Here is a 20,317-nt window from a genome sequence, read left to right as displayed (position 1 = left end):
CCATGGGAGCCAAGCTCCGGGTCTACAAGCGTCGCATCCGCTCCGTCACCGCGACCAAGAAGATCACCAAGGCGATGGAGATGATCGCCGCCTCGCGCATCGTCAAGGCGCAGCGCAAGGTGGCGGCATCGACGCCGTACGCGAGTGAACTGACCCGCGCGGTGACAGCGGTTGCCACCGGCTCGAACACCCAGCACGCCCTGACCACCGAGGTGGACAACCCGACCCGCGCCGCGGTGCTGCTCATCACGAGTGACCGCGGTCTGGCCGGCGGCTACTCCTCGAACGCCATCAAGACCGGCGAGCAGCTCACCGAGCGGCTCAAGGCCGATGGCAAGGAGGTCGACACGTACATCGTCGGCCGCAAGGGTGTCTCGTACTACGCCTTCCGTGAGCGCAGGGTCGCGGATTCGTGGACCGGCTTCACCGACAGCCCGTCGTACGCGGACGCCAAGGCGGTCGCCGGGCCGCTGATCGACGCCGTACAGAAGGACACGGCCGAGGGCGGCGTGGACGAACTCCACATCGTCTTCACCGAGTTCGTGTCGATGATGACGCAGAACGCGATCGACGATCGTCTGCTGCCGCTCAGCCTCGGCAAGCCGGAGGCGGAGGAGACCGCCAAGGGTGAGCTCCTCCCGCTGTTCGACTTCGAGCCGTCGGCCGAGGACGTCCTCGACGCGCTGCTGCCGCGGTACGTCGAGTCGCGGATCTACAACGCGCTTCTGCAGGCCGCCGCCTCCAAGCACGCCGCCACGCGTCGTGCGATGAAGTCGGCGACCGACAACGCGGAAGAGCTCATCAAGTCGCTCTCGCGGCTTGCCAACGCGGCCCGACAGGCCGAAATCACCCAGGAAATCAGCGAGATCGTCGGTGGCGCCAGCGCACTGGCCGACGCGACCGCGGGGAGTGACTGACCACTATGACCACCACTGTTGAAACGGCCACGGCTGCGGGCCGCGTCGCGCGGGTCATCGGCCCGGTCGTCGACGTGGAGTTCCCCGTCGACGCGATGCCGGAGATCTACAACGCGCTGCACGTCGACATCGACGACCCGGCCGAGGCCGGCACGCGCAAGACGCTGACCCTTGAGGTCGCGCAGCACCTCGGCGAGGGCCTGGTCCGCGCCATCTCGATGCAGCCCACCGATGGCCTGGTCCGCCAGGCCCCGGTGACCGACACCGGCGCCGGGATCAGCGTCCCGGTCGGTGACATCACCAAGGGCAAGGTGTTCAACACCCTCGGTGCGATCCTGAACGAGCCGGAGGCGGAGGCCGAGGTCACCGAGCGCTGGCCGATCCACCGCAAGGCCCCGGCCTTCGACCAGCTCGAGTCCAAGACCGAGATGTTCGAGACCGGCCTGAAGGTCGTCGACCTGCTGACCCCGTACGTCAAGGGCGGCAAGATCGGTCTGTTCGGTGGTGCGGGCGTCGGCAAGACCGTCCTCATCCAGGAAATGATCATGCGTGTGGCCAAGCTGCACGAGGGTGTTTCCGTGTTCGCCGGTGTCGGTGAGCGCACCCGTGAGGGCAATGACCTCATCCACGAGATGGCGGACTCCGGCGTTCTGGACAAGACCGCGCTGGTCTTCGGTCAGATGGACGAGCCGCCGGGCACCCGTCTCCGGGTCGCGCTGGCCGGTCTGACCATGGCGGAGTACTTCCGCGATGTGCAGAAGCAGGACGTGCTGTTCTTCATCGACAACATCTTCCGCTTCACCCAGGCCGGTTCCGAGGTGTCCACCCTGCTCGGCCGTATGCCCTCCGCGGTGGGCTACCAGCCGAACCTGGCGGACGAGATGGGCCAGCTCCAGGAGCGGATCACCTCGACCCGTGGTCACTCGATCACCTCGATGCAGGCGATCTACGTCCCCGCGGACGACCTGACCGACCCGGCGCCGGCCACCACCTTCGCCCACCTGGACGCGACCACCGTTCTCTCGCGTCCGATCTCGGAGAAGGGCATCTACCCGGCGGTGGATCCGCTGGACTCGACGTCCCGCATCCTGGACCCGCGCTACATCTCGCAGGACCACTACGACGCGGCCTCCCGCGTCAAGGGCATCCTGCAGAAGTACAAGGACCTGCAGGACATCATCGCCATTCTCGGTATCGACGAGCTGGGCGAAGAGGACAAGCTGGTCGTCCACCGTGCCCGTCGTATCGAGCGCTTCCTGTCGCAGAACACCCACGCGGCGAAGCAGTTCACCGGTCTCGACGGATCGGACGTGCCGCTGGACGAGTCGATCGCGGCCTTCAACGCGATCGCCGACGGCGACTTCGACCACTTCCCCGAGCAGGCGTTCTTCATGTGCGGTGGTCTTGAGGACCTCAAGAACAACGCCAAGGAGCTGGGCGTCTCCTGAGCCCGTGCTCCCGGTCCCGGGGGCGGCCATGGCCGCCCCCGGTCCGTACGACCACTAGTATTTGACCCAGCATCTGCCACGCCAGGCAGGTGGAGACCCGAGGAGCCATCGTGGCTGAGCTGCACGTCGAGTTGGTCGCCGCGGACCGTAAGGTCTGGTCCGGCGAGGCCAGCCTGGTCGTCGCGCGCACCTCGTCGGGCGACATCGGCGTCATGCCCGGACACCAGCCGCTGCTCGGCGTGCTGCAGTCGGGCCCGGTGACGATTCGTACGACCGGTGAGAGCGGGGACGGCACCGTCGTCGCCGCTGTGCACGGCGGCTTCATCTCGTTCGCCGACGACAAGCTGTCTCTGCTCGCGGAGATCGCCGAACTGTCGGACGAGATCGATGTCCAGCGCGCGGAGCGGGCCCTGGAGCGAGCGAAGTCGGAGGCCGACGCGGCCGCCGAGCGTCGCGCCGATGTCCGGCTGCGTGCGGTGACGGGCGTTCACTGACCCCGCCACCGACGAGATCGATCCTCAGCCGCGGGCTGCCCGGAGACCTCCGGAGCGGCCCGCGGCTGAGGCAATGCAGGTGCGTTTCCGAATGACAAGGCGAGGAGGTCGGTCGAGATGGTCCTCGCTCTGCTTGTGAGCGGCGCGGTCGTGGTGCTGGTGCTGCTGGGACTGTTCGTCTTCGGACTGAGACGGCGGCTCATCCAGCGGTCCGGCGGCACCTTCGACTGCAGCCTGCGCTGGAACGTGCCCGAGCAGGAGACCGAGCCCAGCGGCAAGGGCTGGATCTACGGTGTGGCGCGCTACAACGGCGACCGCGTCGAATGGTTCCGGGTGTTCTCGTACGCACCCCGGCCCCGGCGCATCCTGGAGCGCTCCGCCATCGAGGTCCTGGAGCGCCGCACCCCCCAGGGCGAGGAGGAGCTGGCCCTGCTCTCCGACTCCATCGTGCTCGCCTGTCGCCACCGCGGCACCCGCCTGGAACTGGCAATGAGCGAAGACGCGCTCACCGGCTTCCTGGCCTGGCTGGAGGCGGCCCCGCCGGGGCAACGGGTCAATGTGGCCTAAAAAAGGGGGTCCCGTTGGGGTGGGGGTACCTCCCGGACGAAGTCTGGGGGAGGGCCAATGTGGCCTGAGGGGGTTCGAGCGGAGGCTTTGGGCGGGGGCTTGAGTGGGGGTTTCTTGCCCGGGTTTTCTGGCTCGGGGCTTCCCGGTGTTACTTGGGGTTACTTGGGGTTTCTTGCTCTGGGTTTCTTGCTCTGGCGTCCCGGTTTCGTGGTGATAGCCGGGAATAGCCGCTGAGCCGGCTGCGTTGTGGCCTGCAAGGGGCGCGCGCAACCCTTAAGGGTTCTGTTCGACCAACCCTTAAGGGTACGTCCCCCTAAGGCCCGTCCACCCCCAACTCCTGTGCCAGTACGGCCGCTTGGACCCGGCTGCGCAGGTCCAGCTTGGCCAGCAGTCGGCTGACATGGGTTTTCGCGGTGGCCTCCGCCATCGCCAGCCGTACCGCGATATCGGCGTTCGACAGCCCCCGCCCCAGACACCCGAGCACCTCCCGCTCACGCCGCGTCAGCGCGTCGAGGACCGCTGGATCGGGGGCGGAACCGTCCCGCACCGGCCGTGCCGCGGCGCTCGGCCGGGCGAACTCCGCGATCAGCCGGCGGGTCACCGCAGGGGCGATCAGCCCCTCACCGGACGCCACCGTGCGCACCGCCGTCAGCAGCGCGCCCGCATCGCTGTCCTTGAGCAGAAAGCCCGCCGCGCCCGCCCGCAGCGCCCCGAAGACATACTCGTCCAGATCGAAGGTGGTCAGCACCAGCACATCCGCCAGCTCCTCGGCGACGATCTGCCCGGTGGCGGAGACCCCGTCCAGCCGCGGCATCTGGATGTCCATCAGGACGAGGTCGGGGCGCAGTTCGCGGGCGCGCCGTACCGCCTCCTCGCCGTCGACCGCCTCTCCGACGACGTCGATGTCGGGCGCGGTGCGCAGGATGAGCACCAGTCCGGCCCGTACGGCGGACTGGTCCTCGGCGACGAGGACCCGGATCGGCGGTGCGCCGGTGCCTGTCCTCGGTTGCGGCGCGACGGTGCCTGTCATCGTTGTTCTTCCTCCTCGGTGGCGGGCAGCGCCGCCCGCACCAGCCAGACCCGGCCGGCCGGCCCGCTCTCCGGGCCGGCCTGGAACGTCCCGCCCAGCAGGGCGATCCGCTCCCGCATCCCGACCAGACCGGTGCCGGAGCCGGGCGCGCGGGGACCGGGCCGGTCGGCGAACGGGCTGCTGACGGAGACGGTGAGCATGCCGCCCCGCTCCTGGGCGAGCCGTACCCGGACCTCGCCGGGCGCGGCGTGCTTCAGCGCGTTGGTCAGCGACTCCTGGACGATGCGGTACGCGGCCAGCTCGACCGGCGCCGCGAGGCCGGCCCCGGATCCCGCGCCGTCGGTCCGCCGGGCGTCGTCGAGGGTGAAGGCCAGGCCGCTGCCGGCGCCGTTCGTACGGGCCTGGGCGATCAGCGCGTCGACTCCGCTGAGGGCGGGTGTCGCGGCCGGTTGCTCGCCGCTGCCCTGAGGGTCCCGCAGCAGTCCGATGAGCCGGCGCATTTCGGCCAGGCCCTGCACGCTGTTCTCACGGATCACCCCGAGCGCCTCGCGGGTCGCCGCCGGGTCGTCGATGGTCTGTGCGGCGGTCGAGTGGATCGCGATGGCGGACAGATGGTTGGCCACCAGATCGTGCAGCTCGCGCGCCATCCGGGCGCGCTCGCCGGCCACCGCCTGGGTCCGGTCCATCTCGGCCAGCAGCGCGGTCTGCTCGGCCCGTAGCCGGGCGGTCTGGGCGGCGTCCCGGTGGTTGCGGATGATGACGCCGGTCCAGGCCGGGACGATGGTGCCCAGGGCGATCGCGATGCTGAACATCAGGACCTGCGGGTCGCGCCAGACCGCGAGGAGAACGACGGTCGAGAGCACCGTCACCAGCACGCAGTACAAGGGGACACGGCGGGCCGCCGTCGGGCTGCCGTAGAGGACCGCGGCGTAGACCACGTCCGTGAACATCAGGACGGTGGCGATGAGTGTGCCGGTGCAGATGTCCAGCGCGAGCGCCAGGATCGCGACGGTCAGCGCCGTCATCGGCGCCGTACGACGGATCAGCTCGGCGCCGGACATCGCGGTCAGCGCGACCAGGGTGAGCCAGACCGGTTGCCCGAAGAGCGGCGGACCGCCGTGCAGATGCACCAGCCACAGCAGCAGCCCGCCGAGCAGCCCACAGCCCGCGATGAGCGCGTCGTGGGGATGCGGCAGGCCGGGGGCGGCGAGGGGTCTGGCGGTCACCCCTCCATGAAACAGGGCGCCGGGGGCCGCCGCGTCACCGTTCGGGGCATCCACGCCCGCCCCGCGCTACATCGAAAGATGCAGTCCGGGATCGTCGCGTGCGACGACGAAACGGGCGCGGAGCGCTGAAACGCTGGAGGTGTTCGCTCGGGGGAGATCCGGCGAGGGGGAGAGGTTCTGCCGTGGTCGTTACGCTGATCATCATCTGCGAGGTCGGCTTCTGGGTCCTGCTGGCCGTCGGCCTGGCACTTCGTTACCTGGCCCGGATGCCGCGCACGGGAGCGACGGTGCTCCTCATGGAGCCGCTGCTGGAGCTGCTCCTGCTGATCGTCACCGCGATCGACCTGAAGAACGGCGCGCCGGCGGACTGGAAACACGGCCTGGCCGCCGTCTACCTCGGATACACCGTCGCCTACGGCCACTACACGATCAAGTGGATCGACGGTCACTTCTTCCACCGCTTCGCGGGCGGCCCGCCCCCGCTCAAGCCCCCGCGCTACGGCCTGGGGCGCGCCAAGCACGAGGCGAAGCTGTGGCTGCGTACGGTGCTGATGACGGCCGTCGCGGCGGCCCTGCTGCAGATCGCGATCTGGTACGTCGGCGACAGCGGCAACGCCGAAGCGCTGCGCAGTGTGCAGTTCACGACCCTGCGCATCGTCGCCATCCACGGCGTCATCGCCCTGACGTATTTCCTCTGGCAGAAGAAGGCCCCGGAGGGGAGTACGGAGAACGGGACACCGGCCCGGCCGCAGGAGAAGAGCCTGCGGTAGGGCGCGGGTTGGTGGTGGTTCAGCGCTCCCCGCCCGGCACCCACAGCACGTCTCCGACCTCCTTGTTGGCCGTGCGCGCCAAGATGAACAGCAGGTCGGAGAGGCGGTTGAGGTAGGTGGCGGTGAGCGGGTTCATGGTGTCGCCGTGTTCCTCGAAGGCCGCCCAGGTCGAGCGCTCGGCGCGCCGTACGACCGTGCACGCCTGGTGCAGCAGCGCGGCGCCCGCCGTCCCGCCCGGGAGGATGAAGCTGCGCAGCTTCTCCAGCCCCTCCAGGAAGCGGTCGCAGTCGGCCTCCAGCTTGTCGATATAGGTCTGTTCGACGCGCAGCGGCGGGAACTCGGGGTTCTCCACCACCGGCGTCGACAGATCGGCTCCGACGTCGAAGAGGTCGTTCTGGACGCGCAGCAGTACCGCCTTGACGTCGTCCGGCAGCGCACCCAGCGCAAGGGCGACGCCGATGGCCGCATTGGCCTCGTTGGCGTCCGCGTACGCCGCGATACGCGAATCGGTCTTGGCGGTGCGGCTCATGTCGCCGAGGGCGGTGGTGCCCTTGTCGCCGGTACGGGTGTAGATGCGCGTCAGATTCACCATGGGGCCGAGCCTACGCCGCGAACCTACGCCGCGGCCCTGCGGAAGGCGCGAGTGCAGACGGTCACCGACACCGCGGCGAGCGCGAGGGCGACCAGCACCCCGTAGAGCATGGCCGAGGAGGCATAGGAACCGGCGTACGCCGCCCGCACCGCGTCCACGAGATACCGGAACGGCATGAAGTGGGAGAGGACGTCCAGCCACGCGGGTCCCAGTGTCATCGGCAGCATCAGGCCGGACAGCAACATGGACGGCATGGTGACCGCGTTGATCACGGGGCCGAACTCCTGCGGTGCGTTGACCTTCAGCGCCAGCGCGTAGGACAGCGAGGCGAGCGCGACGGTCAGTACGGCGACGAACGCGAAGCCGACGAGGATACCGGGCAGCGGTGCCCGCAGGCCCATCACCAGTGCCGCAAGCACCAGCAGCACGGACTGGAAGACGAAGAGCAGCGCGTCGCGCAGCACCCGCCCGAGCAGCATCGCGAGCCGGCTCACCGGGGTCACCCGCATCCGCTCCACGACCCCGTACTGCTTCTCGACGATGATGCCGAAACCGCAGAACGCGGCTCCGAACAGGCCGAGTTGGAGCAGCAGACCGGGCACCAGCAGCTGCCAGGAACCGCCGGCCGAGGACAGCGGAAGATCGGTCAGCAGCGGGCCGAAGAAGAGCAGATACAGCAGCGGCATCAGGACGCCGAAGAGCATCTGGAGCCGGGAGCGCAGGGTCTGGCGGGCGTAGCGGCCGAAGACCAGTGCGGTGTCGGAAAGGAAGGGGGACAGGGACACGGGGGCTCCTAGACGGCTACGGGGGTCTTGGGTGTGGCGCCGCGACCCGTGATGGTGAGGAAGGCGTCCTGGAGGGATGCGTCGGGGGAGCCGGCGTGCGCGCGTTTGAGGGCGTCCGGGGTGCCCTCGGCGACGACCACGCCCTTGTCGACGATCACCAGCCGGTCGGCGAGCGCGTCGGCCTCGTCGAGGTAGTGGGTGGTCAGGACGACGGTGGTGCCGTGGTCGGCGCGGATCCGGCGGACCAGCTTCCACAGATCGGCGCGGCTGCCGGGGTCGAGCCCGGTGGTGGGCTCGTCGAGGAAGAGCACTTCGGGGCGGTGGGCGAGGCCCATCGCGATGTCCAGCCGGCGCCGCCGGCCGCCGGAGAGTGCGGCGGTCTTGCGGTCGAGCAGTCCGGTCAGGCCCAGGTCGGCGGCCAACTCCTCGGCACGGGCCAGGGCTTCGGCCTTGCCGAGGCGGTAGAGGCGGGCCTGGGTGACCAGTTCCTCGCGTACCGAGACATCGGGGTCGACGCCGCCGGACTGGGCGACGTAGCCGGCGGCGCGGCGGACCCCCGCGGGGTCGCGGACGAGGTCGCATCCGGCGACGGTCGCGGTGCCGCCGGTGGGTGCGAGGAGCGTCGTGAGCATCCGGAGGGTGGTGGTCTTGCCGGCGCCGTTGGGGCCGAGGAAGCCGAGGATCTCGCCGCGCTCGGCGGTGAGATCGATGCCTCGTACGGCCTCGACGGGGCCGGTCTTGGTGGTGAAGGTCCGGGCGAGTCCGGACGCGCTGAGGACTGGCATGCCCTCAGAAAAACAGAGGGTCTTAAAAATTGCAACATGCCCAAAATCTCATGAAGGCCAATGAGGGATAGGGTGAGGGCATGGCTGAGGGACTCAGGGAACGGAAGAAGCGGCAGACCCGCCAGCACATCTCGGACACGGCGACCGGCCTCTTCCTGGAGCGCGGCTTCGACGCGGTGACCATCGCGGAGATCGCCGAGGCGGCGGATGTCTCCGTCAACACCGTCTACAACTACTTCCCGGCCAAGGAGGACCTCTTCTTCGACCGGAGCAAGGGGCTGATCGACCGGCTGTCGCGGTTCGTCCGGGCCCGTGCCGTGGGGGAGTCGGCCGCCGCCGCCGTCCTGCGTGAACTGCGCGAAGAGGTGGAGAGCGTCTCGCCCAAGGTCGGACTCATCGAGGGGTATGAGCGCTTTATGAAGGTCGTCCACGGTTCGGCGGCCCTGCAGGCCCGCCTGTGGCACCTCCAGCGCCGGCAGTACGACGACCTGGAGGCCACGCTCCGGCAGGAGACCGGCGCCGCGGACGACGATCCGCTGCCGGGCCTGATGGCCGGCCAGATGAACTGGGTCCATCAGAGCTTGATGACCGCCATCGCCCACGAGATGATCGCCGGCCGCGAGCCCGAGGTCGTCTCCCGCGAGGCCCTGGTGCTGCTCGACGAGATGGCGGACCTTCTGAGTGAAAAGGTCCTCAACTACGCGGTACGGGCAGACGGCTGAACCGTTTCCCGTCGGGGTTCGCTCTTCAACGGTGTGTCGACGGAGTTTCGACGGGGCGCCTCGACGGTGGGGCTTCGACGGTGTGAGGTCCGTCATGCGGAACGGGCGCCGCGGCCCGAAGGCCCCCGTTGAGGGGCGGTGCGGGTGACGGGCGGAAGTGACGCGCATCTCTAACCCACCACGGGAAGGCTCACGAGCGCTAACGTCGCCCTGAGAGCCGTTACGTGCACAGGGTGTGAGGGGACAGCAGTGGCAAAGAAGCTCGCCGTCATCGGCGCCGGACTCATGGGATCCGGTATCGCGCAGGTCTCCGCCCAGGCGGGCTGGGATGTGGTCCTCCGCGATGTGACGGATGAGGCGCTGGCCCGCGGTAAGGGCGGTATCGCGGCCTCGTACGAGAAGTTCGTCGGCAAGGGCAAGCTGGAGGCGTCCGCCGCCGAGCAGGCGCTGGCCCGCATCACCACCACGACCGACCTCGACGCCGTCGCCGACGCCGATGTCGTCGTGGAGGCCGTCTTCGAGAAGGTCGAGGTCAAGCGGGAGATCTTCCAGGCGCTGGACAAGATCGCCAAGGATGACGCGGTGCTGGCCTCCAACACCTCCGCCATCCCGATCACCAAGATCGCCGCGGCCACCGCCCGCCCCGAGCGGGTCGTCGGCACGCACTTCTTCTCGCCAGTGCCGATGATGCAGCTGTGCGAGCTGGTGCGCGGCTACAAGACCAGCGACGAAACCCTCGCCACCGCGCGGGAGTTCGCCGAGTCCGTCGGCAAGACCTGCATCGTCGTCAACCGCGATGTCGCCGGTTTCGTCACCACCCGGCTGATCTCGGCGCTGGTCGTCGAGGCCACCAAGCTGTACGAGTCGGGCGTGGCGACCGCCGAGGACATCGACACGGCCTGCAGGCTGGGCTTCGGTCATGCGATGGGGCCGCTGGCCACCGCCGATCTGACGGGGGTCGACATCCTGCTGCACGCCACCGGCAACATCTACACCGAGTCGCAGGACGAGAAGTTCGCACCGCCGGAGATCATGCGGCGCATGGTCGACGCCGGTGACATCGGCCGCAAGAGTGGGCAGGGTTTCTACGAGCACTGATATCGCGTCGGTTGTCCCGTCGGGTGCCCCGTCAGGACTATCTGCCCGGCGGGGTCACCCCTCAGGGTGAATTCGGTATCGGTTCGCTTACAGGCGGCAACTTGTCCGCATGAGAGGCAGTCAGTTCTGTAGACGTCACCGCACGAGTACCCAACTCCGGGGAGCGCATATGCACATCAGGGGCGACCACGTCGAGCTGGTCGTCGGGGGCCGCCTCGACGTCCGCAGCGCGGCGGACGCCCGTACGGCCCTGCACACCGCCGTCGACTCGGGTCGTGGTGACCTCGTGCTGGACCTGACCGAGCTGGATTCGTGGGACGCCACCGGCCTCGGTGTGATCATGGGGGCACACCGCCGCGCGGGCCGGATGAACCGCCGGCTCGTGCTGCGTGGCGTACCGCCCCAGATGCAGCGCCTCCTGGTGGCCACTCGGCTGCACCGCATCCTCGCCGTCGAGGGCGGCATCGAGGCGGAATCGCTGCCGCGGGTCTGAGGCGTTGCCGCGGCGGAGGGAAGGGGCTGCCGCCGGTCCGGGGCGACCGGCCGAAACGCCGCAAAAGCGAGCGATCTCCGCGGTACCGGGAGATTCCGGTCGGCACCCGACCCCGGCGATGCGTCGGTCCGCTCTCCAGGGCTATCGTCAGGTTCCCCGGCGTATGCCATCGGCCACGGCGGGACCGGACCAGACGCGACGGCTGAGAACGACCCGGCCGGAGCCGGGGGAGGGCGGACGGCCGGATGAGCAGTCGGCACGTCACTGGGAGCTTTCAGCATGGACCCGAACACCCACCGGGGGCCTGAGGAGAACGGCGCGCAGGGCCGCCCCGCCGAACCGCCGGCACCCGCGTTCGGTGCCCCGCAGGGCGGCTCCGGCGGGCAGGCCCGCGTGGTACGGCTCGTCGCCGACGGCTACCTCGTCACCGTCAACCCCGTCGACGGCAGTGAGATAGAGCCCTGCCCGCCCGGACAGCGCCCCGCCGCGCCCACGAAGCTCACCCCGCAGGAACGCGCCGAGGCAGACCGTGCCGCGGCACCCCCGCTGCCCCCGGGGCAGCCCGGATTCGCCGGGCACGAGATCCCGCTCGAAGAGCGCTCCGAGGAGATCGAGCGCTTGGTGCGGCTGCTGTCCCGCGGCCGGTCCGTACGCGTCACCGGCCCCTCCGGCTCCGGCCGCACCCGGCTGCTGGACGCCGTCGCCACTGCCTGCGCCGAGGTCGCCCCCGACGGGGTGGTCCGGCTCTCCGGCCACCACCGCAACTCCACCGATCTGATCCACGCGCTGTTCGGCGCCGTCTACCGCGCCCCGCAGTACCGCCCCGACCGCCCGGAGCTGCTGCGGCTGGTGGCCGACATCGGGGCGATCGTCGTCCTGGACGACCTGGAGTTCGGCGGCGCCGCCCTCGACGAGCTGCTCGCCGCGACCCCCGAGTGCGCGTTCCTCCTCACCGCCACCCCGGACGTCGCGGCGCCCAGCCCGGACTCGCACCTCGAAGAGGTCTACGTCGGCGGGCTCGGTCGCGACGCCTGCGCACGACTGCTGGAGCGTGCCGTGGACCGGTCGCTGACCGACGACGAAGAGTCCTGGGCCGGCGACCTGTGGTTCGAGTCCGAGGGGCTGCCGCTGCGGTTCGTGCAGGCCGCGGCCCTATTGCGGCAGCGCGACGGGTTGCGGGCCGGGCCCGGTGCGCTGGACGACGGCTACGGACTGTTCCCCGAGGACACCGAGGACACCGAGGACGCCGTCTCCGCCCCGGCTGACGGCGCCCCCGCCGACCGGCCCGACGCCCCGCTGCCCTCCCTCGGCGACGCCATCTCGCCCGCCCCGCTGCTCGCCACCCGGCTCGGTTCCGCCGCTCAGGAGACGCTGCGCTTCGCGGTCGCTCTCGGCGGCGAGCTGCCGCACCAGGCGCATCTGCCCGCGCTCACCGAGGACACCCACGCCGACACCGCCCTCGGCGAGCTGCTCGGCTGCGGGCTGATCAGCCCGGTCGGCACCCACTACCGGCTCGCCACGACCGTCCTGGAACAGCTGACGGCCGCCGGCTACGGAGCGGGCGCCGCCGCGCGGGCCCACACCGCCGCCCAGCACTACGCCTGGTGGGCCGGGCACCCCTCGGTCACCCCGGAGCGGGCCGCCGCCGAGGCGGACGCGGTGCTGGCCGCGATGGGCGTGCTGACCGGCAGCCGGGAGTCCGGCCACGCCAGCGCGGCCGTGCTGCTGGCCCATACGGCCGCCCCGGCGTTCGCCGCGGCGCAGCACTGGAGCGCCTGGGAGCGCAGCCTGCGGCACGGCCAGGAGGCCGCGCGGCTGGCCGGCGAGGTGGCCGAAGAGGCGTACTTCCACCACGAGCTGGGTGTGCTGGCGCTGTGCACCGGCAGCCTCGACCGGGCGCGCGCCGAGCTGGAGGCGTCCATCGGGCTGCGCGGTGTGCTCTCCGACCGCACGGGCGCGGTCGCCGGACGACGGGCCCTCGCCCTGGTCACGGACCGTATGCGGGCCGCCTCGGGGACCACCCCGAAGACCGGGTTCCCCAAGGTGACCGCCGGCGCGCCGGTGCCGGACACGCGGCCGGAGGGGGCCGGTACGCCCCCGGACGGAGTGCCGACCACGGTGCTGCGGGCCCAGCGCCCCGACGAGACCGCACCGACGGTCCCGGGCCGGAGCATCGGCGCCACCGCGGCCCTCGCGAGCGCCGCCGCAGACTCCGCCGGCGGGAGTGCGGGCATCCCGGCCAAGCCGAAGGCGTCCCGCGCCGGGCGGCGCAATCTGCTCGCCGCCGGCGCCGGGGCGCTGCTGGTGGCCGTGCTCGGCACCGTCGTCACCATCGGCGCGACCTCCGGCGGCGACGGCGCCAAGGGCGACCACGTCACCACCGAGCAGACCACGGGCGACGACACCCCGGGCTTCCCCGAGCAGCCCGGGTCGAGCCTGGCGCCGTCGGGCCCCCGTACGTCCGAGCCCGGCACGCCGAGCCACCGGGCCGGCCGCTCCGCGTCCCCCAGCGATCACGCCACCAGCGGCTCGCCGACCGCCCCCAGCACCGCGCCGACGGGGCCGACGTCCGGGCCCACCGAGCCGACCGGCAAGCCCACCACACCCACCAGCAGGCCGACCCCGCCGTCCTCGACGCCGACCGGCAAGCCGACCGAGCCGACGCCCACGGGCGAGCCGACCGGCGACCCCACAGGTCCCACGCCGACCGGCGACCCCACGGATCCGCCGACGAGCCCGCCGGACACCACCACCAGCGCGTCCGGCACCCCGGACACCAGCGCGCCGACCGACGGCATGTCCTCGTCGTCCGCCGAGTCGTCCGCCGGGGGCAGCCCGTCCGCCGCCGGCCAGGACACCCCGACGGTCTGACGCACCCGGGGCAGCCGTTACGCACCGTAGTCGTTACGCACCGCACAAAGGCCCGTTACGCACCGGCCGCCACTCGGGCGGGCCGGCCGTACCGGGCCTTCGCGTTCGTGAATGTGCTGCGGGCCTTAGAGGGTGTCGTCAGACTCCCGCCGTTCGCCCGTAGGGCGTCGCCAGCCTGGGGGCACCTCCCAGCGTTGGCTGGGGCAGGGAGTCTGACGACACCCCTACGGGGCCGCCCGGGTCAGAACAGCCGCAGCTTGTCGTCCTCGATGCCGCGCAGCGCGTCGTAATCCAGCACCACACAGCTCATCCCGCGGTCGGTGGCCAGCACCCGCGCCTGCGGCTTGATCTCCTGAGCCGCGAAAACCCCCTGCACCGGAGCCAAGTGCGGGTCGCGGTTGAGGAGATCAAGATAGCGGGTGAGCTGTTCCACACCGTCGATCTCGCCACGCCGTTTGATCTCGACGGCGACGGTCTGGCCATCGGCGTCCCGGCACAAGATATCCACCGGTCCGATGGCGGTGGGGTATTCACGCCGAATCAGTGAATAACCCTCGCCCAGGGTTTCGATCCGGTCCGCGAGCAACTCCTGGAGGTGCGCTTCCACCCCGTCCTTGATGAGGCCGGGGTCGACGCCGAGCTCGTGCGAGGAGTCGTGCAGGACCTCCTCCAGCGTGATGATGAGCTTCTCGCCGCCCTTGTTCTCCACCGTCCACACACCGTCGTCCCCCTCCTTGAGGGAACAGGGCGGGGACATCCAATTCAGCGGTTTGTAGGCCCTGTCGTCCGCGTGAATGGAGACGGAGCCGTCCGCTTTCACCAGGATGAGGCGGGGGGCCGACGGGAGATGGGCAGTGAGCCGGCCCGCGTAGTCGACGGAGCAGCGGGCGATGACGAGACGCATGGTGCGCCACGCTACTCGACCGGGGGGCACCGGCGCGATTCGCCCTTGGATCATGGTGCTTTTACGGGGGAAACCGCCGCACCCCCGGCGCTCGGTAATGGCCGGTTGTATGTGCAATCTCCTGGTGCGGGCCTGTTGCGCGGCATACCGTTGAAGCAGGGGGTCGTGAGGCGAACACGCTCTGTCGCGATTTCCCCTTGTCCCATCCCTGAGGTCCCGTCCCGGCGGGGCCGCGAGAGGAGAACCTCATGTCGCTCGACGTCTCACCGGCCCTCCTCGAACAGGCCGAGCGAGGCGAGGTCGACGAAGCCGCATTTGTCGACTGCGTCCGGAACTCCCTGCCCTACGCATGGGGGATGATCAGCTCTCTGGTGGCTCAGCTGAAGGTGGACGGCGGCGAGTTCGCCGACAATCAGACGCCCCCGCCGGACGAGCAGGCGCGCGGCCAGCTGCTGCGCGCGCTGGCGAGTGACGCCATACGCGGTTCGCTGGAGCGCCACTTCGGTGTGCGTCTCGCTTTCCAGAACTGCCACCGGGTCGCGGTCTTCCCGCTCGGCACGGCGGCGGACGACCGCCTGGCCCGATTCACCTCCATTCGGGGTCAGCTGCTGAACCAGTCGCCCGAACTCCGCGACTGCTGAACGGAGTTGCTGCCGCTGCGTCCAACGCGTGGGTACGAGCCCGTGCGTCAGCGGCAGCAACCGCACCGCCGGTGCCGACCCCTTGAGGTCACCCCAGCTGGGGCAGCACCTCGGAGCCGAGCCGGCGGACGTTCTCCTCGGTGGCGGCGAGATCGCCGGAGCCCTCGACGAGCAGGGCGAACCGCCGGATGCCGGTACGCTCCGCGGTCGCCGCCAGCCGGTCCGCGCACAGCCCCGGCGGGCCGACGGGATGCAGCCCGCACAACAGCTCCGTATAAGCCACCGGATCACGCATCGCGCGATAGCGGCCGTCGACCGTCACATGCGCGCCCAGACCCTGCCGCAGCCACCCGGGCAGCGCCTTCGTCAGCGTCTCCTTCGCGTCCCTGCGGGCGTCGGCGATCTGCACCACCCCCGCCGAGACATGCTCGGCCGCGGCCACCTCGTCGCCGTCCCGGCCGGCTTCGAGCGCGGCCGCCCGCCACAGCGCGACCATCTCCGCCTTCTCCTCGTCGCCGCAGTGCATGCCCAGCAGCATCGGCAGCCCGCGCTCGGCGGCCCGCCGGACCGACGCGGGAGAGGTGCAGGCCAGCACCACCGGCGGCCCCGCCGCCCCGGCGGCCGGACCGTCCAGCGCCTGATCCGGCCGCGGCACCACCGCCACCTCACGGAACGCATAGCGCTCGCCCGCCGCGCCGACCCGGGGCTCACGCAGCCAGCGCAGCAGCAGATCGAGCGACTCCGGGAAGTCACGGTCGTAGGCCGCGAGACCGGTGCCGAAGACCTCCAGATCCACCCACGGGCCGCCCCGTCCGACGCCGAGTGTGAAGCGGCCTTCGGAGGTGAGATGCAGCAGCGCCGCCTGCTCGCCGAGCGCCACCGGATGCTGGGTGGGCAGTACGCTGACGGCGGTCCCGACACCGATCCGGCGGGTGCGGCCCAGCAGCAGCGCGGCCAGCGTCACCGCGTTCGGGCAGACGCCGTACGGCACGAAGTGGTGTTCCGCCAGCCAGACGGCATCGAGACCGGACTGTTCCGCGACCTCCGCGGAGCGCACCGCGCGGTGCAGTGCTTCCCCCTGTCCCTGACCGGGGAATTGAGCGGCCAGGGTGAAAGCCCCAACGCGCATCGCTCTCTGCCTCCTCGCAGCCGACGCGACTTCCCCCTTACAGGCAACAACGTGTGACACGTGCCAAGGGCACGGCCTGGGGCCGATTTTCCCGATGATCACAGAAATGCCCCGGGCGACACCTTCCGGATACCGGGCCGCGTACGCTGGTGACAGCCCGTGACCCCAGAGATTTCCCGAGGTGCACAGTGTCTCCGCGTCGAAACCGCCAGCGGGGCGGTGCGAAGCCCAACGGCCGCACGGGGCTGCCGCCCAGCGCTCATTGGGGGAGTACGGAAGAGTGGCGCGGTGAGAACTGGGTGGTCCGGCCGGTCGGGAGCGGCGGGGCCGCCAAGCACTACCGGTGCCCCGGCTGTGACCAGGAGATCCCGCCCGGCGTACCGCATGTCGTCGCCTGGCCGCAGGACGGCGATGTCGACGACCGCAGGCACTGGCACACAGCGTGCTGGAAAGCACGGGACCGCCGGAGCGCACGGCTCCAGCGGTCCCGTAATGCGCCGAGGTACTGATTTCCCGTCGGGCGGCTACACGTCGCGCTTGGCCTGGGCCGCGAAGGCGCCGCCCAGGACGACGGCGGTCAGGCCCGCGAGGATCCACAGCGGGCCCCAGCCCTGCGGGCCCGTCTCCGTACCCAGGAACGGGTTGTCGTAGAGCGTCGCCAGCGAGTTGGGCACCGAGTACGTGATCAGCGCCTTGCTGACCTCCTTGAGGCTCTCCGAGCCGAGCATGAAGACCGCGAGCAGCATCGGCAGCAGTACCACACCGAGCATCGCGCTGATGGCGCCCGCGGAGTGCCGCAGCAGCGAGCCCACCGCCAGGGCGAGCAGGCCGAGCAGCGACACATACAGACCGACGCCCACGGTGGCGCGGAACCACTGATCGGACGTGGGATCCGGGCCGTAGAGCATGCCGTCGAAGATCAGCGCGACCAGGGTCGTGGTGATCGTCGTGATGACGAAGGCGAGCCCGAAGAAGACGATCGCCTTGGCGGCGAGCACCCGGGCCCGGCCGGGACAGGCGGTCATGGTGGTGCGGATCATCCCCGTCCCGTATTCGGAGGAGATCACCAGCACGCCCAGCGGGATGACGCACAGGGTGCCCAGCAGGACGCCGAGGAACGAGAACCCCAGCTTGGGCTGCACCTCGCGGTCCGGGCTGCTGAGCGCGACGGCGGCCAGCAGGCCGATGCCGAGGATCAGCACGACCATCACGCTCAGTGTCCAGATCGTCGAGCGCACCGAGCGGATCTTCGTCCACTCGGAGGCCAGCGCGTGGCCGAGGTGGGTACGGCGTACCGGGATCGGCGAGACATAACCGGCGCCGCCGGACTGCCAGTTGGGGGCCGGCTGCTGCGGGGGCCGGCCCTGCGGTGCGCCGGCTCCGGCGTACGCGGGCTGAGGCTGGGGTGCCGGGGCCGGGGGCTGGGCGGCCTGGAGCATCATCGTGCCGCCTCCGTTGCCCGGGCCGTTGCCCGGGCCGTGGGCCGCGAGCGGCTGCGGGGCCTGGGGCTGGGCCTCCGGGAGCGGCTGGGCCTGGAGCATCATCGTGCCCGCTTCCTTGGCGGGCGCGGGCTCGTCGGGCCGTCCCGCCTGCGGCCGGCCCTGGGCCTGCGGCTGCTGCTGAGGCGGAGCGGCCGGCGGTATGGGCGGGGCCGGCGGCATCGGCTGAGCCTGTGCGGCGGCGGGGGCGTTCGGCTCAGGCTGCGGCTGCGGCTGCTGAGGGCTGGTCATCGGGCGTCCTCGGGGTGCGGCGTGGCGGGATCAGCGGGGGCGGGCGCAGGAGCGGAGGGCGGCATCGGCGCGGGGGCCTGCGGCTGCTGCCCGTACGGGTGGGGTGCGCCGTACGGCTCGGCCCCGTACGGGTGACCCTGGGCAGGCGGCGGATACCCCTGCCCCGGAGCGGCACCGGCCGCCTGCTGGGTGTACGGGTTCGGCTGACCGGGGGTGTACCCCGGGACGGCATATCCCTGCGGAACGCCTCCCTGCGGCCCGTAACCGGCCGGCGCCTCCTGCAGCCCGGCGCGCTGGTCCACCGTCGAGCGGTAGTCCACGGCGCCCTGCGTCAGCTGCATATACGCCTCTTCCAGCGACGCCTGGTGCGGCGACAGCTCCCACAGCCGGATATCGGCCTCATGCGCGAGATCGCTGATCCGGGGGAGCGGCAGCCCGCTCACCCGCAGCGCGCCGTCCTTCTCGGCCACGACCTGCCCGCCCGCCTCGGCCAGTGTCGAGGTCAGCTTCTCGCGCTGCTCGGGCTCGCTGTCGGGGGTACGCACCCGGGCGAAGTCGGCGGAGTTGGCCGAGATGAAGTCCTTGACCGACATGTCCGCCATCAGCTGGCCACGGCCGATCACAATCAAGTGCTCGGCGGTGAGCGCCATTTCGCTCATCAGATGCGAGGAGACGAAGACCGTACGGCCCTCGGCCGCCAGCTGCTTCATCAGATTCCGCACCCACAGGATGCCCTCGGGGTCGAGGCCGTTGACCGGTTCGTCGAAGAGCAGCACCTGCGGGTCACCGAGCAGCGCCGCCGCGATGCCGAGCCGCTGGCCCATGCCGAGCGAGAAGCCCTTGGAGCGCCGCTTGGCCACGTCCTGGAGGCCGACCACGCCGAGTACCTCGTCGACCCGGCGGGCCGGTATGCCGGACAGCTGGGCCAGGCAGAGCAGGTGCTGGCGCGCGCTGCGGCCGCCGTGCACGGCCTTGGCGTCGAGCAGCGCGCCGACCTGGCGGGGGGCGTTGGGGAGTTGCCGGAAGGGGCGGCCGCCGATGGTGGCGCGCCCCGAAGTCGGGGCGTCCAGGCCCAGGATCATGCGCATCGTCGTCGACTTGCCGGAGCCGTTGGGCCCCAGGAAGCCGGTGACCGTGCCCGGCCGTACTTGGAACGACAGGTTGTGCACGGCCGTCTTGGCGCCGTAGCGCTTCGTCAGGCCGACTGCCTCGATCATTCTCCGCCCCTCGCGAGTTGGTCGGGGCAGAGGCGGCCTCGTGCCCCCGTGAGGGTTAGGAGGCTATCGGGCGCTTGACGGTTCCCGTCACAGCGGGTCCGCTGCGCTTTCGTGGGGGTCGGCGTTATGCGTCACGTTTCTGCAGGAGTGCGAATCCGCCGAGCAACGCCGCGACCGTCCACCCCACCATGATCGCCAGCCCGCCCCACGGCCCGTACGGCACCGGGTCGGCCGTCGGCGTTACCACCTGCATGATCTTCTGGCCCGCCTGGTCCGGGAGGTAACGGCCGACCTTCCGGGTCGCGGAGACATTGCCGAGGATGCTGGAGATCAGGAAGAAGAACGGCATCAGGACGCCGAGCGACAGCAACGGGCCGCGCAGCATCGCGGCCACCCCCATGGAGAACAGCGCGATCAGCGTCATATAGAGCCCGCCGCCGATGACCGCGCGCAGTACCCCCGGATCGCTGAGGTAGGCGCGCTGGTCACCGAGCACCGCCTGTCCCGCGAAGAACGCCGCGAAGCTGGTCACCAGGCCGACGACGAGGATCAGCGCGGTGGCGACCAGGAGCTTGCAGAAGAGGAATGTGGCGCGCTGCGGTACGGCGGCGAGCGAGGTGCGGATCATGCCGGTGCTGTACTCGTTGGAGACCACCAGCACACCGAAGACGATCATCGCGAGCTGGCCCAGCGACATCCCGGCGAAGCTGACGTTGGTCGGGTCGAAGGCGAGCTGTTCCCTGGCCGACCGCGCCCCGAAGTCCTTTCTGACCAGAATGCAGATCAGCATGCCCAGCGCGATGGTGACCAGTACGGCGGCGCCCAGCGTCCACACCGTCGACTGCACCGATTTGATCTTCGTCCACTCCGACCGCAGGACCCGCGACACCTCCGCCAT

General features: G+C 70.7%; 21 protein-coding genes. 11 read left to right on the top strand and 10 right to left on the bottom strand.

Annotation, left to right across the window (positions count from 1 at the left end):
• Positions 1-2 precede the first annotated feature (2 nt).
• The 4 genes from K9S39_RS15515 to K9S39_RS15500 all read left to right on the top strand — a co-directional run bounded on the left by K9S39_RS15515 (position 3) and on the right by K9S39_RS15500 (position 3,426).
• Positions 3-917 (top strand): F0F1 ATP synthase subunit gamma, encoded by a 915-nt coding sequence (locus K9S39_RS15515; RefSeq protein WP_248863931.1) that lies wholly within the window; start codon positions 3-5, stop codon positions 915-917.
• Between the two features lie 5 nt (positions 918-922).
• Positions 923-2,365 (top strand): F0F1 ATP synthase subunit beta, encoded by a 1,443-nt coding sequence (gene atpD / locus K9S39_RS15510; protein WP_248863930.1) that lies wholly within the window; start codon positions 923-925, stop codon positions 2,363-2,365.
• A 110-nt stretch (positions 2,366-2,475) separates the two neighbouring features.
• Positions 2,476-2,859 (top strand): F0F1 ATP synthase subunit epsilon, encoded by a 384-nt coding sequence (locus K9S39_RS15505; protein WP_248863929.1) that lies wholly within the window; start codon positions 2,476-2,478, stop codon positions 2,857-2,859.
• Positions 2,860-2,976: 117 nt separating this feature from the next.
• Positions 2,977-3,426 (top strand): DUF2550 domain-containing protein, encoded by a 450-nt coding sequence (locus K9S39_RS15500; protein ID WP_248863928.1) that lies wholly within the window; start codon positions 2,977-2,979, stop codon positions 3,424-3,426.
• 313 nt (positions 3,427-3,739) lie between these two features.
• On the opposite strand, the gene K9S39_RS15495 is transcribed toward K9S39_RS15500, so the two are convergent.
• Together K9S39_RS15495 and K9S39_RS15490 are read right to left on the bottom strand one after the other, a co-directional pair.
• Positions 3,740-4,456: a response regulator gene (locus K9S39_RS15495; RefSeq protein ID WP_248863927.1), complete on the bottom strand. Its 717-nt coding sequence runs from the start codon at positions 4,454-4,456 to the stop codon at positions 3,740-3,742.
• Positions 4,453-5,682 carry a sensor histidine kinase gene (locus K9S39_RS15490; RefSeq protein WP_248863926.1) on the bottom strand — a complete coding sequence of 410 codons (1,230 nt, stop codon included), beginning with the start codon at positions 5,680-5,682 and terminating at the stop codon, positions 4,453-4,455. Before K9S39_RS15490 ends, K9S39_RS15495 begins: the two co-directional genes overlap by 4 nt.
• Before the next feature lie 182 nt (positions 5,683-5,864).
• On the opposite strand from K9S39_RS15490, the gene K9S39_RS15485 reads away from it, so the two are divergent.
• Positions 5,865-6,452, top strand: a complete 588-nt coding sequence (locus K9S39_RS15485; RefSeq protein WP_248863925.1) for a hypothetical protein — start codon at positions 5,865-5,867, stop codon at positions 6,450-6,452.
• A gap of 19 nt (positions 6,453-6,471) precedes the next feature.
• Here K9S39_RS15485 and K9S39_RS15480 read toward each other — a convergent pair whose 3' ends face one another.
• Genes K9S39_RS15480 through K9S39_RS15470 form a run of 3 tightly spaced genes read right to left on the bottom strand, consistent with a single transcriptional unit; the run spans position 6,472 to position 8,614 of the window.
• On the bottom strand, positions 6,472-7,044 hold the full coding sequence (locus K9S39_RS15480; protein WP_248863924.1) for a cob(I)yrinic acid a,c-diamide adenosyltransferase: 573 nt from the start codon (positions 7,042-7,044) through the stop codon (positions 6,472-6,474).
• A gap of 23 nt (positions 7,045-7,067) precedes the next feature.
• A complete protein-coding gene (locus K9S39_RS15475; protein WP_248868780.1) occupies positions 7,068-7,823 on the bottom strand; it encodes an ABC transporter permease in 756 nt (251 codons plus the stop codon).
• 14 nt (positions 7,824-7,837) lie between these two features.
• A complete protein-coding gene (locus K9S39_RS15470) occupies positions 7,838-8,614 on the bottom strand; it encodes an ABC transporter ATP-binding protein (protein WP_248863923.1) in 777 nt (258 codons plus the stop codon).
• 80 nt (positions 8,615-8,694) lie between these two features.
• Here K9S39_RS15470 and K9S39_RS15465 point away from each other — a divergent pair, with 80 nt between their 5' ends.
• The 4 genes from K9S39_RS15465 (at position 8,695) to K9S39_RS15450 (ending at position 13,798) form a co-directional block, all read left to right on the top strand.
• A complete protein-coding gene (locus K9S39_RS15465) occupies positions 8,695-9,336 on the top strand; it encodes a TetR/AcrR family transcriptional regulator (protein WP_248863922.1) in 642 nt (213 codons plus the stop codon).
• Between the two features lie 249 nt (positions 9,337-9,585).
• Complete coding sequence (locus K9S39_RS15460) at positions 9,586-10,434, top strand: 3-hydroxyacyl-CoA dehydrogenase family protein (RefSeq protein WP_248863921.1); 849 nt, start codon at positions 9,586-9,588, stop codon at positions 10,432-10,434.
• A gap of 169 nt (positions 10,435-10,603) precedes the next feature.
• Positions 10,604-10,927, top strand: a complete 324-nt coding sequence (locus tag K9S39_RS15455) for an STAS domain-containing protein (RefSeq protein ID WP_248863920.1) — start codon at positions 10,604-10,606, stop codon at positions 10,925-10,927.
• 279 nt (positions 10,928-11,206) lie between these two features.
• A complete protein-coding gene (locus K9S39_RS15450; protein ID WP_248863919.1) occupies positions 11,207-13,798 on the top strand; it encodes an ATP-binding protein in 2,592 nt (863 codons plus the stop codon).
• Positions 13,799-14,039: 241 nt separating this feature from the next.
• Here the strand turns inward: K9S39_RS15450 and nucS are convergent, their stop codons facing one another.
• Complete coding sequence (gene nucS / locus K9S39_RS15445; protein ID WP_248863918.1) at positions 14,040-14,702, bottom strand: endonuclease NucS; 663 nt, start codon at positions 14,700-14,702, stop codon at positions 14,040-14,042.
• Positions 14,703-14,950: 248 nt separating this feature from the next.
• Here nucS and K9S39_RS15440 point away from each other — a divergent pair, with 248 nt between their 5' ends.
• Positions 14,951-15,343, top strand: a complete 393-nt coding sequence (locus tag K9S39_RS15440) for an SCO5389 family protein (protein WP_248863917.1) — start codon at positions 14,951-14,953, stop codon at positions 15,341-15,343.
• An 88-nt stretch (positions 15,344-15,431) separates the two neighbouring features.
• Here K9S39_RS15440 and K9S39_RS15435 read toward each other — a convergent pair whose 3' ends face one another.
• A complete protein-coding gene (locus K9S39_RS15435) occupies positions 15,432-16,472 on the bottom strand; it encodes an LLM class flavin-dependent oxidoreductase (RefSeq protein WP_248863916.1) in 1,041 nt (346 codons plus the stop codon).
• 188 nt (positions 16,473-16,660) lie between these two features.
• On the opposite strand from K9S39_RS15435, the gene K9S39_RS15430 reads away from it, so the two are divergent.
• Positions 16,661-16,981, top strand: coding sequence for an ATP/GTP-binding protein (locus K9S39_RS15430; RefSeq protein ID WP_248863915.1), 321 nt, complete (start codon positions 16,661-16,663; stop codon positions 16,979-16,981).
• Between the two features lie 15 nt (positions 16,982-16,996).
• Here K9S39_RS15430 and K9S39_RS15425 read toward each other — a convergent pair whose 3' ends face one another.
• From K9S39_RS15425 to K9S39_RS15415, 3 genes are all read right to left on the bottom strand, one after another.
• The gene (locus tag K9S39_RS15425; protein ID WP_406707941.1) at positions 16,997-18,202 is read right to left on the bottom strand and encodes an ABC transporter permease subunit; all 1,206 of its coding nucleotides are present in this window, start codon (positions 18,200-18,202) and stop codon (positions 16,997-16,999) included.
• Positions 18,199-19,419, bottom strand: coding sequence for an ABC transporter ATP-binding protein (locus K9S39_RS15420; protein ID WP_248863914.1), 1,221 nt, complete (start codon positions 19,417-19,419; stop codon positions 18,199-18,201). Before K9S39_RS15420 ends, K9S39_RS15425 begins: the two co-directional genes overlap by 4 nt.
• Positions 19,420-19,543: 124 nt before the next feature.
• A complete protein-coding gene (locus K9S39_RS15415) occupies positions 19,544-20,317 on the bottom strand; it encodes an ABC transporter permease (protein ID WP_248863913.1) in 774 nt (257 codons plus the stop codon).

This window comes from Streptomyces halobius (genome assembly GCF_023277745.1).
GTDB classification, from domain to species: Bacteria; Actinomycetota; Actinomycetes; order Streptomycetales; family Streptomycetaceae; genus Streptomyces; species Streptomyces halobius.
The sequence above is the reverse complement of the archived record's forward strand: the minus strand, read 5'-3'. Positions and strand labels throughout refer to the sequence as shown.